We start from the raw sequence: 10,964 nt of genomic DNA on the forward strand, positions 1-10,964 counted from the left end.
CGCTCAAGCAAAGGGCTTGCGCCCTTGGGCGGTCAGGCGGGCGAGGACACCTTGTGGTTCATCGCGACCTCGCCGATGTCGGCCGCATAGGCGGCCGTGCGGCCGATCGATTCCACGATGATCGCGAGGTGGGAGACGCTCGCGCCGCCGAATGAGGCGGCTTCCTCGAGGAGACGCTCGCGGCCCTTGAGGACGACGTTGACCTCCTCGATGATCGCGTTCGCGCGTTTCGCATCGCGCTTCGTGAACGTGACGAGGCTCGCGCGGAAGAGGTCCGCCGCGCGGCGGCCCTCCCTGTCGAGCTTCGCGAGGAACTGGTCGACGGCCTTCGAGCGGGGCACGAGGAGGGCCTGCTCGGCGATGCGGTCCGCGTGGTCGGCGGTGCGCTCCACGAGACGGGCGACAAGGAGGAAGTTCAGGGCCTGCGACGGCGTGAGCTCCATCTTGGCGGCATAGGTCGCGTCGCGCAGCATCGCGTGGTATTGCTTGTTGACGAGCCAATACAGCCGATCGACCTCGTCGTCGCGGTCCTCGACGCTCTTCAGCACGCCGGGATCGGGCTTTGTCAGCGCCGCGAACGCCTCGTCCTGCATCGCCTGCGTGAGGAGCGACATGCGGCGGAGCGCCTTGTCGAGGTGGAATTCGCGCGGGTCGAGGAAATCCTGGAGCGTGATCGTGTTCGCCTCCTCTTCCACGATCTCGATCCCGATGATGCGGCGGACGGCTTCGCGCACGGCGTGCCGCGCCACGGGGGGAAGCGGGCGCTTCGACGTGACCACGATCGCGTCGTATCCCATGAGATAGGCCGCGATGATCTTGCGGAAGAGGTATTCGCCCTCGCCCTCGCCGAAGTCGACGACATAGCGCTGGACCTTCCGCTCGCCCTTCGCGTGGGGAAGGATGGCAAGGCTGCCGTCGGGGAGCACGTCGCAGCCGACGACGTCGCCCGCCCGCAGCTCAACCTTCTCGACCCAGGCCTTGGGGAGCGTGACCGTGATGCTCGACCCGCCCGTGAGCTGCACCTTGCGAAGCTCCATGATTGCTCCATGGAAGTTCGACGATTATATAATTCGTTCCCTGTTCTCCATATATCTATGGAGAAGAATGATTCTTCCGAGGGAATCCGTTTCCCCCTTGAGGTCGTCGCGCGGCCGGGCCTCCTGAGCGATCCGGAGCCGCGGGGAGAATCCCAGGGCTCCCCTCAAGCATCGCCCGCGCCCTGCGAGCGCGGTCAAAGGCCTATGGTGTCTACCATGAACTTCCGGAACCTCTGCATCCTCACCGCCCTCGTCCTCGCCGCGGGCGCCCTCGCGGGCTGCGTCTCGAACAACGGCGGCGCGGGCGGCGAGAAGCTCCAGCAGGCAGGCTCGTCCACCGTCTTCCCGATCGCGGCCGCCTGGGCCGAGGCTCTCGCGCCCGGCCTCCAGGTCACGGTCGCGGGCGGCGGATCCGGCGCGGGCGCCTCGAAGCTCTGCGCGAAGGAGATCGACATCGGCACGATGAGCCGGCCCTTCAAGGACTCCGAGAAGGCGACGTGCGCGTCGAACGGCGTCACGGCCACCGAGTGGCCCGTCGCCTACGACGGCCTCACGGTCGTCGTCGCGAAGTCCAACGCCTTCATCGACCACCTCACCGTCGACGAGCTCAAGCACATCTGGCGCGCGAACGACCCGGCCCGGACCTGGGCCGACGTGCGCGCCGGGTGGCCCGCGGAGAGGATCGTCCTCTACGGTCCGGACTCGGACTCCGGCACCTACGAATACTTCAACGAGGAGATCCTCGGAAAGAACTGCGGGGCCGACGGCAAGAGCATCTGCCCGCCGCGCTCCGACTACACCGCGAGCGCGGACGACAACCGGCTCGTGCACGGCGTCGTGGCGAGCCCGCACGCGATCGGCCACTTCGGCTTCTCCTACTTCCACGAGAACCAGAACGACCTCAAGGCGGTCCCGATCGTCCCCCCCGGCGGATCGACGCCCGTCGCGCCGACGTTCGAGACCATCGCGGACGGTTCGTACAAGCCGCTCGCGCGCCCGCTCTTCATGGTCACGAACGGGGTTCCGGCCTCCGGCACCCCGCTCCACGAATACCTCTCGTACGCCTTCGGCGACGGGCAGAAGCTCGTCCGCAGCGTCGGCTACGTCGAGCTGGACGCGGCGAAGCTCGCCGAGATGAAGGGACGGCTCGGCTGAGCCGCGAACGACCATGAGCCCCTCGCCGCCACCTCCGGAACAGGCCGATCCGCCCATGCCGCGCTCGCTCGCGGCGACGGCCCTGCCCTGGGCCCGGGTTCCGCGCCCGGTCGAGCGGGGCGTCGAGGGGCTCCTCTTCCTCTCCGCGTTCACGGCGGTGTTCCTCACCGCCGGCATCCTCTACGTGCTCCTCTCCAACTCCTTCACGTTCTTCTCGTTCCCCGAAGTCTCCATCGTCGAGTTCCTCACGGGAACGGTGTGGAATCCAGACATCGGCGACACGAGCTTCGGGGTGCTGCCGCTCGTGAACGGCACGCTCATCGTCACTTTCGGATCCTCGCTCATCGCCGTGCCCCTCGGCATCGCGACCGCCATCTACCTGAGCGAATTCGCGAACCCGCGCGTGCGCGCCGTGCTGAAGCCCGCAATCGAGCTCCTCGCCGGCATCCCGTCGATCGTGTTCGGGATCTTCGCGCTCATCGTCATCAGCCCGATCCTCCAGGAGACGTTCGGCGCGAACGTCTTCAACGCGGCGAACGCCATCATCGTCCTCTCGTTCATGATCCTCCCCATCATCACGACGCTCGCGGAGGACGCCCTCAGGGCCGTCCCGCAGGAGCTCCGCGCGGGCGCCCTCGCGCTCGGGGCGACGAAGTGGGAGGTCACCAAGCAGGTCGTCGTCCCCGCCGCCCTCTCGGGCATCGTCGCGGGGATCCTTCTCGGCTTCAGCCGCGCGATCGGAGAGACGATGGCCGTCACGCTCGCGGCGGGCGCGCGTCCCCGCATGGGCCTCGACCTCTTCGAGCCCATCCAGACGATGACCGCGTTCATCGCCCAGCGCGCGCAGGGCGACCTCGTGCAGGCGGGGCCGCCGTTCTATACCCTGTTCGCGGTCGGGCTCCTGCTGTTCGTGATGACCTTCACGGTGAACCTCGTCGCCGCCCGCGTCCTGAAGCGTTTCAGGGAGGTCTACTGATGGAGCTCAAGGCCCTTCCCTCGCACCGACGCCTGGAGGAGCGCATCGTCCGCGGCCTCCTTCTTGCCGCGTCGAGCTTCTCGGTCCTCATCCTCGCGTGGCTCCTCGTCCGCACGGGCCAGGTCGCTGAGCCCTGGGTCGACTGGCAGTTCCTCACGAGCTATCCGAGCATCCTGAGCGCGGAGCGCTCCGGCATCATGCCCGCGGTCGCGGGTTCGGCCTGGCTCGCGGTCCTCACGATGGCGCTCGCCCTCCCCACGGGCGTTCTTGCGGGCGTCTACCTCAACGAATACGCGAAGAACACGCGGCTCACGCGATTCCTCCGGCTCACGATCGCGAACCTCGCGGGCGTGCCGAGCGTCGTCTTCGGTATTCTCGGCCTCGCCATCTTCGTGCGCGGCTTCACCCTCGGCGGCGTCACGTTCTTCGGCTACGGATACGTCCTTCTCGCGGGCGCCCTCACCCTCGCGGCCATGGTCCTCCCCATCGTCATCGTCGCGACCGAGGAGGCGCTCAAGGCGGTCCCGACGAGCATGCGCGAAGCGGCCTACGGCCTCGGCGCGACCAAATGGCAGGTGACGCGCGACCACGTTCTCCCGTATGCTTCCCCGGGCATCCTCACGGGCAGCATCCTCGCGCTCGCGCGCGCGGTCGGCGAATCGGCGCCCCTCATCCTGGTGGGCGGAGCGAGCGTCATCTACTTCCTGCCCGACGGACCCACCTCGCTCTACACGGCCCTTCCGCTGCAGACGTTCGTCTGGGCCGAGGACGCGCGCGCCGACTTCCAGTCGCTCGCGGCCGCCGGCACCGTGGTCCTTCTCGCGTTCATCCTGCTCGCGAACCTGACGGCGATCGTGCTCCGCAACCGGTTCCAGAAGAAGTACCGATGGTGAACCCATGAGGCCCCTCCTCCCCGCGATGGACGCGCGCCCCTCGGAAAAGGTCAAGGCCGAGGACAAGGCTGGAGCGCACGTGCCCCCCCGCGGCGACGCGCGCGCCACGACCGACAAGCCGGAGGCGCTCTTCCGGCTCCGGAACCTCAACCTCTGGTACGGCGAGAAGCAGGCGCTCAAGGACGTCACGCTCGACATCCCGAAGAACCGCGTGACGGCGTTCATCGGCCCCTCGGGCTGCGGCAAGTCCACCGTGCTCCGGTGCATGAACCGGATGAACGACCTCATCGACGGCGTCCGCATCGAGGGCAACGTCACGCTCGCGGGCCACGACGTCTACGGCAAGGGCGTCGACCCCGTCATGCTCCGCCGGCATGTCGGCATGGTCTTCCAGAAGCCGAACCCGTTCCCCAAGTCCATCTTCGACAACGTCGCCTACGGCCTGCGCCTCGAGAAGCGCGCGTCGAAGGCGGAACTCCGGGCGCAGGTCGAGGAGGCCCTCAAGTCGGCGCATCTCTGGGACGAGGTGAAGGACCGCCTCGACGACGCCGCGACGGGCCTTTCGGGCGGCCAGCAGCAGCGTCTCTGCATCGCGCGCGCCCTCGCCGTGCGGCCCGAGGTCATCCTCATGGACGAGCCGTGCAGCGCGCTCGACCCGATCGCGACCGCGAAGATCGAGGACCTCATCACCGAGCTGCGCGACCGCTACACGGTCGTCATCGTCACGCACAACATGCAGCAGGCCGCGCGCGTCTCCGACTACACGGCCTACTTCTACCTCGGCGAGCTCATCGAGTTCGCGGAGACGAAGGCGATCTTCGAGAACCCGCGCGACGAGCGCACCGAGGCCTACATCACCGGACGGTTCGGTTGACATGAGCCCCCACGAGCGCCGATTCCACCACGACGTCGAGGACCTGGTCGCCCGCGTCGCGAAGATGGCCGACCTCAGCCGCGCGAGCGTCCACGACGGCGTCGAGGCCTTCGCGGCGCTCGACCTCGAGGCCGCGGACCGCGTCATACGCATGAACCAGGAGATCAACCGCCTCGACGTCGAGATCGAGGCCCGCGCCCTCGACCTCATCGCGCTCCACCAGCCGATGGCGGTCGACCTGCGCACGCTCGGCGCGACGCTCAAGGTGATCACGTACCTGGACCGGATCGGCCGGTACGGCTACGACGTCGCGAAGGCCACGCACGCGATGGAGGGCAAGACCCACATCCGCCGGCTCGTCGGCATCCCGCTCATGCGCGACAAGGCGCTCGCGCTCCTCGAACGGGCCGTCACGTCGCTCAAGACCCGCAACGCGACGCTCGCCCGCACGGTGCAGCCCATGGACGACGAGGTGGACGGCCTCTACGAGCAGATCTTCCGCGAGTGCGTCACGCACATGATCGAGGATCCGCGCAACATCACCCCCTGCACGCAGTACATCCTCGTCGCGCGGCACCTGGAGCGCGTGGGCGACAACGCCGGCAAGATCGCCGAGAAGGCCATCTACGCGATCACGGGCGAGCGCCGCCTCGACCTCGACGCAGAGCCCGCGGGTCCATGACGCGGCGCGAAACCCGCAAATAGGCCCGCATCCTTGACGGCGCGTGTCGGGCCGCTCGCTCGCTCTCGTCGCGCTCCTCGCGCTCCTCGCGCCGGTCGCCCTCGCGCAATCGTCGCCGGTCATCGTCCGCGACGTCTCGCCGAGCTACCACGTTCTCGTGGAGCGCGACGCGACGGTCACGCTCGAGTGGAACGTGCGCAACCTCAATCCGGCCGTGGTTTTCCTCGTCAACGTCTCCGTCGCGGACATTCCGGGCTGGCGCGAGTCGCTCGAGCCCGCGGGCGAGTTCTACATTGCCGCGAACAGCACGAAGAGCGTGGCCCTCCGGCTCGTTCCGGAGGACCCCACGGGACGCGTCGCGTTCAACGTCGCTTTCGCCATCTACGACCTCCAGACGGGCGCCGTGACGAACGTCGTCCGGGAGGCGAGCGTTTCGGTTCCCGAGGAGCCGCTCGTCTTCGGCCTCTTCGCGAACCCGCTCCCCGCGCCCTTCGACGGGTCCATGGGCGTCCTCCTCATCGACCTCGCGATCGTGATCGCGGCGGCCCTCGCGACGAACCTCGCGACGGACCTCCTCATCCGGAGCCTCACGCGCGCGGCCTCGGCAACGACCACGCGCCACATCATCCAGAAGATGCGGCGCAGCGTCTTCCTCTTCGCCGTCTTCTTCGCCCTGCACCACGCGCTCGCGGGCCTCCCCGGCGGGACCGTCGCGGACGGCGCCGCGGCCCTCGCCGAGCTGCTCTACACGCTCTTCGGCGCCTTCGTCGCGTACAAGCTCATCGACAGCCTGCTCTACTACTACGGCGTCGAGATCGCGCCGCGCACGAGCACCGACCTCGACGACATCCTTGTTCCGACCATCCGCAAGGTGGCGCTCGTGGTCGTGTCCGTCGTCGGAGCCCTCGCGATCCTGAACGCGCTCAACGTCGATCTCACGTTCTTCGTGGCGGGCGGCGCCATCGTCTCGCTCGTCATCGCCTTCGCCGCGCAGGACACGCTCTCGAACTTCTTCAGCGGGATCTTCCTCCTCGTCGACCGACCGTTCAAGGAGCGCGACGACATCAAGCTCGAGAGCGGCGAGATCGCGCGCGTGGACCGCATCGGCCTCCGCTCCACGCGGCTCTACCATTATGCGAACCACGAGACGATCGTCGTACCGAACAACCGGCTCGCGTCCACCAAGGTCGTGAACCTGACCGAGCCCGACACGATGTACAGGATGAACGTGATCGTCGGGGTCGCCTACGACACGGATCTGCCCAAGGCCGAGGAGATCCTCCTGCGCGTCTCGCGCGAGACGCCCGGGGTCCTTCTCGACGCCGCGCGGCCGCCGGTCGTCCTCGTCGATGATTTCGCCGAGAGCTCGATCAACATGAAGCTCGTCTTCTTCGTGACGGACTTCCGCCAGCGCTTCGCCGTCGCGACCGAGGTGCGGAAGCGGATCCACAAGGCGTTCGACGCGGAAGGGATCGAGATCCCGTTCCCCCAGCGGACGCTCTGGATCAAGGACGGTCGCGCCGACGTCCCGCGGTGACGGTCACGGTCCGGGTTCCCGCACGCGGACGACCCTGACGACGCCCCGTTCGGTGACGGTCTCGCTGACGGTGATCTCGACGCGGAACTCGGTTCCGTCCGCTCGGAGCCCCGCGGCGTCGACCACCTTCGGCCTCCGCGGCTCGCGCCGCTTCAGATCGGGCGGGCCGAGCCCCGGAAGGATCGTCGTCACGGGGGACCCGACGAGCCGCGCAGGTTCGATTCCGAACACGCGCGCCGCCCTGCCGTTCGCGAGAAGGATCCGACCGTTCTCGTCGACGAGCAGCACGGCGTCGGACGAGGCCTCGAACACCTCGCGCAGCTCGCGCTCCAGGCGACGTTGCGGGCCCACGTCGTGGAACGAGACGACGGCGCCTTCGCCTTCGAGGAACGGCGCCGCCGTGGCCGCGACCTCGAGCGATGGTTTCCCGGGACAGGTCGCGACCGCGTCGAATGCGGCGGCGGCGCGCCGTTCGCGCAGGACCGCGCCGATCGGGTCCGTCCCGGGCTCCTTGGGGACGAGCCAATCCTTCCCACGGGCCCGAAGCTCCGGCGCCGCGCATCCGAGCATGCGTTCCGCGGCTGCATTCGTGAAGGTGGGCTGGCCGCCGGCGTCCACGAGCACGATGCCTTCGGCCACGGAGGCAAGGACGCTCGCAAGCCGCGCCTCGCTCGCGAGGAGCGCGGCCTCGGCCCGGCGCCGGTCCGTGATGTCCTGCGCCATGACGGCGGCGAGGTTCGGCGCGCCCGCCGCGTCCCGGATGAGGCTCACCATGAGGTGGATCCACACCACGCGGCCGTCCTTGCGGACGTAACGCTTGTCGATTTCGTAGGTGTCGATCTCGCCCGCGACGAGGCGCCGCGCAAGCGCTTCGTCGGCGTCCAGGTCGTCGGGGTGGGTGTAGTCCGCGTAGGTCATCCGCGCAATCTCCTCGGCCGAATATCCGAGAAGGCGTCGGAAGGCGGGATTCGTCTGGAACAAGCGTCCCTCGAGCGTCGCGATCGCGACGCCGACGCTCGCGCGGTCGAACGCGGCTCGGAAGCGCGCTTCGCTCTCGGCCAACGCCTCTTCGATGGCGCGCCGATCGGATTCGTCCTGGGAGGTTGCCGTCAAACGCAGGGCGCGCCCCGTGACGCGGTCCACCGCCACCTCTCCCCGGGTGTGGAACCAGCGCACGATCCCGTCCGGGCGGACGATGCGATGGTGGTGGTCGACCGGGGCCGACGTGCGAACGCTCCTAACGAGGAGGTCGCGCAGCGCGAGTCGATCGTTGGGATGGACGAGCAGGAGGAGCGCATCGAAGTCGGCGGGCATCTCCGGAGGGGCGAGACCCGCGATGCGCGCGAACTCCTGGCTCACGGCGACGGCCCCCGTGGCCGGGTTCCATTCCCAGCTTCCGATGCGCGCGAGCGCCTGGGCCTCGGCGAGGCGACGCCGCGAATCGCGCAGCGCCGCGTCCGCGGCCTTCCGTTCCGTGATGTCGCGGGCGGAGATCGAGGCGGCGACCACTTTTCCGGTCGCGTCGCGAAGCGGCGAAGCCGTGAGGGACACGGCAATGAGGCGTCCGTCCTTCGTCCGCCGCTCGGTCTCGAACTGCTCGATGCGCTCGCCGCGTTCGATGCGGGCCAGGATCTCCGCGGGCTCGTGGACGCGGTCCTCCGGGATGATGATCGCGAGCGGCTTCCCGACCGCCTCTGAGGCCTCGAAGCCGTACACCCGTTCGGCGCCGGGATTCCAGCTCAGGATGATCGTGTCGCGATCCCAGGCGTAGATGGCCTCCTCCGACGTCCGGATGATGGAGGCGAGGAAGCGCTCGGCCTCCTCCGCGCGCCGCCGCGTCGTCACGTCGCGCACGACCGCGATCACAAGGGGGCCCCGCGGGGTTTCGAGGGGGCTGAGGCTGATCTCCACGGGGAACTCGGTGCCGTCGCGCCGGCGGGCCCAAAGATCGAGGCCCTCGCCCATGGGCCGCAGGCGCGGGTCCCGCCCGTATCGCGCGCGGTGCGAGGCGTGGGTATCGCGGAAGCGCTCCGGAACAAGGTGTTCGATCGCGACGCCGGGGAACTCGTCCTTCGAATAGCCGAAGAGCGCCTCGGCGCGGCCGTTGGCGAGCGCGATGCGGCCGGAGCGGTCGACGGCGAGGATGGCGTCGGGGGCGGATTCGAGAAGCTCCCTGAACAGGGCCTCGGAGGCGCGGATCGCCTCCTCCGCGCGCCGACGTTCGGTCACGTCGCGGAAGATCGCGACCAAGCCCTGGACCTCGGCGTCCTGGATGACCGGCGAGGCCGTGAGCGAGACATCGAAACGAGATCCGTCGGCGCGCGCGAACGAGAGGTCGTCGAGCCGGACGGTCACGCCGCGTTGGAGCACCTCGCGGAACGGGCCTTCGTCCTCGGGGATCGGATGGCCGGCGACGTCGTGGGGCGCGACGACCTCGTGGCCGCCGCGTCCGACGAGGGACGCCACATCGACCCCGAGGAGGCGCTCGGCAGCGGCGTTCACGGTGAGGATGGCGCCGTCGCGATCGAGGGAGAGGACGCCCTCGCCGAGGTTCGACGCGACGGCCGACATGCGCCGCGTCCGGTTGTGGGCCTCGGTCGCAAGCACGTTCGCGAGGTAGGGATCCCTGCGACGCGAAGCCTCCGCGAGGGCCGAGATGACCTCCTCGTCCGTGAGCCGGCGCAGCTCGACCATCGGATTCTCGGCGTCGTGCACGCGATCGTAGTGCGATGCGAACCGCGTGTCACCCATCCTCCTTTCCTGGGGCGCTTCGGGTTGATAAGCGCGGCGACACGCCTCTTAGCGCCCCCGCCCGCCACATCCATGCCTCGCGCCGGCCATCACGGGCCATGCAGGCCGACCTCGCCTCCGCCGTCCGCGAGGACGGGGCGGGCGCCGCCCTCGTGGACCTGGAGGTGACGCCGGGGGCGAAGGGGGCGATCGCTTCCCCGCCGGGTTCAACCGATGGCGAGGGCGCGTGACCGCGCGGGTTGCGGCTTCGCCCGAGCGGGGAGAAGCGAACGCGGCCCTCCTTGCGCTCATCGCGCGCGCGTTCGCCGTCGAGGCCGCCGCCGTCACGCTCGTCGCGGGGGCGACCGAGCGACGCAAGACGGTCCGCGTCGCGGGCCTTCCCCGCGCGCGGGCCGTCGCGCTCCTGCGGGAGGCCCTCGCGTGAACGACGAGGAGCGCCTCGAGGCCCTCGAGAAGGTCCTTTCCGCCCTCGACGAGCGGGACGAGACCATCATCGTCGAGGGTCAGCGCGACGAGGCGGCCCTGCGCGTCCTCGGGGTGGGGGCGCCGGTCGTCCAGGTGCAGACCGCGCGCGGCGTCACCCGCCTCGCGGAGCGGCTCGCCCGCGCGGGCATCCGGCGCGTCGTGGTCCTCGTGGACTGGGACCGCACCGGCGGTCGCGTCGCGCGGCTTCTGGCGGACGCGCTGCCCGCGAACGGCATCGCGGCCGACCTCGCCTGCCGCCGGGAAGTCGCCCGCCTCGCGAAGAAGGGGACGCGGGCCGTCGAGGAGCTGCCCGCCTTCATGGCCGCCCTCGAAGCCACGCGCCGCCCGAGGCACGGGTGAGGGATCCCTGCAATTCCCCCGGAAATCCCCCGGAAAAAACACGGGGGCGCCCCTTCTCCCGACCTCCAAAGGTATAAGAATGGGGCGAAGGATAAGCGGCGCGTCGGATCCAGGATATCCGTGCATGTCCTCCCCGCTTCACGCTCCTCCGTGAAAGGCCGGCCCGGCCGCGTTGCGCCCCCCTCATGGCGCCCGGCTCCCGCCGTCCGATCCCGGCCCCCCGCGTCCCCCGGA

The 10,964-nt window shown here is 69.5% G+C and carries 11 protein-coding genes; 9 read left to right on the forward strand and 2 right to left on the reverse strand.

Annotated elements, in window-relative coordinates; all coding sequences use genetic code 11:
• Positions 1 to 32: 32 nt before the first annotated feature.
• Complete coding sequence (locus VM889_09855; GenBank protein HVL48849.1) at positions 33 to 1,037, reverse strand: phosphate uptake regulator PhoU; 1,005 nt, start codon at positions 1,035 to 1,037, stop codon at positions 33 to 35.
• Positions 1,038 to 1,253: 216 nt separating this feature from the next.
• Between VM889_09855 and VM889_09860 the strand changes: the two genes are divergently transcribed.
• From VM889_09860 to VM889_09885, 6 genes are read left to right on the forward strand one after another with little or no spacing between them, the layout of a single operon-like run.
• Positions 1,254 to 2,192: a phosphate ABC transporter substrate-binding protein PstS family protein gene (locus VM889_09860; protein ID HVL48850.1), complete on the forward strand. Its 939-nt coding sequence runs from the start codon at positions 1,254 to 1,256 to the stop codon at positions 2,190 to 2,192.
• 55 nt (positions 2,193 to 2,247) lie between these two features.
• Positions 2,248 to 3,168: a phosphate ABC transporter permease subunit PstC gene (gene pstC / locus VM889_09865; GenBank protein HVL48851.1), complete on the forward strand. Its 921-nt coding sequence runs from the start codon at positions 2,248 to 2,250 to the stop codon at positions 3,166 to 3,168.
• Positions 3,168 to 4,061 (forward strand): phosphate ABC transporter permease PstA, encoded by an 894-nt coding sequence (gene pstA / locus VM889_09870; GenBank protein HVL48852.1) that lies wholly within the window; start codon positions 3,168 to 3,170, stop codon positions 4,059 to 4,061. The genes pstC and pstA overlap by 1 nt, the downstream gene beginning before the upstream one ends.
• A gap of 4 nt (positions 4,062 to 4,065) precedes the next feature.
• Positions 4,066 to 4,935, forward strand: coding sequence for a phosphate ABC transporter ATP-binding protein PstB (gene pstB / locus VM889_09875; protein ID HVL48853.1), 870 nt, complete (start codon positions 4,066 to 4,068; stop codon positions 4,933 to 4,935).
• A 1-nt stretch (position 4,936) separates the two neighbouring features.
• Positions 4,937 to 5,617 (forward strand): phosphate signaling complex protein PhoU, encoded by a 681-nt coding sequence (phoU, locus tag VM889_09880; GenBank protein HVL48854.1) that lies wholly within the window; start codon positions 4,937 to 4,939, stop codon positions 5,615 to 5,617.
• A gap of 43 nt (positions 5,618 to 5,660) precedes the next feature.
• The gene (locus VM889_09885; protein HVL48855.1) at positions 5,661 to 7,154 is read left to right on the forward strand and encodes a mechanosensitive ion channel family protein; all 1,494 of its coding nucleotides are present in this window, start codon (positions 5,661 to 5,663) and stop codon (positions 7,152 to 7,154) included.
• Positions 7,155 to 7,157: 3 nt separating this feature from the next.
• Here VM889_09885 and VM889_09890 read toward each other — a convergent pair whose 3' ends face one another.
• Entirely contained in the window at positions 7,158 to 9,905 is a 2,748-nt protein-coding gene (locus VM889_09890) for a PAS domain S-box protein (protein HVL48856.1), read from the reverse strand.
• Positions 9,906 to 10,003: 98 nt separating this feature from the next.
• On the opposite strand from VM889_09890, the gene VM889_09895 reads away from it, so the two are divergent.
• From VM889_09895 to VM889_09905, 3 genes are read left to right on the forward strand one after another with little or no spacing between them, the layout of a single operon-like run.
• Complete coding sequence (locus VM889_09895) at positions 10,004 to 10,135, forward strand: hypothetical protein (protein HVL48857.1); 132 nt, start codon at positions 10,004 to 10,006, stop codon at positions 10,133 to 10,135.
• Positions 10,132 to 10,329: a DUF167 family protein gene (locus VM889_09900; GenBank protein HVL48858.1), complete on the forward strand. Its 198-nt coding sequence runs from the start codon at positions 10,132 to 10,134 to the stop codon at positions 10,327 to 10,329. Before VM889_09895 ends, VM889_09900 begins: the two co-directional genes overlap by 4 nt.
• Positions 10,326 to 10,730, forward strand: coding sequence for a topoisomerase (locus VM889_09905; protein HVL48859.1), 405 nt, complete (start codon positions 10,326 to 10,328; stop codon positions 10,728 to 10,730). The genes VM889_09900 and VM889_09905 overlap by 4 nt, the downstream gene beginning before the upstream one ends.
• Positions 10,731 to 10,964: the final 234 nt, after the last annotated feature.

The sequence above is a fragment of the Candidatus Thermoplasmatota archaeon genome, assembly GCA_035540375.1.
In the GTDB taxonomy this organism is placed as follows: Archaea; Thermoplasmatota; SW-10-69-26; order JACQPN01; family JAJPHT01; genus DATLGO01.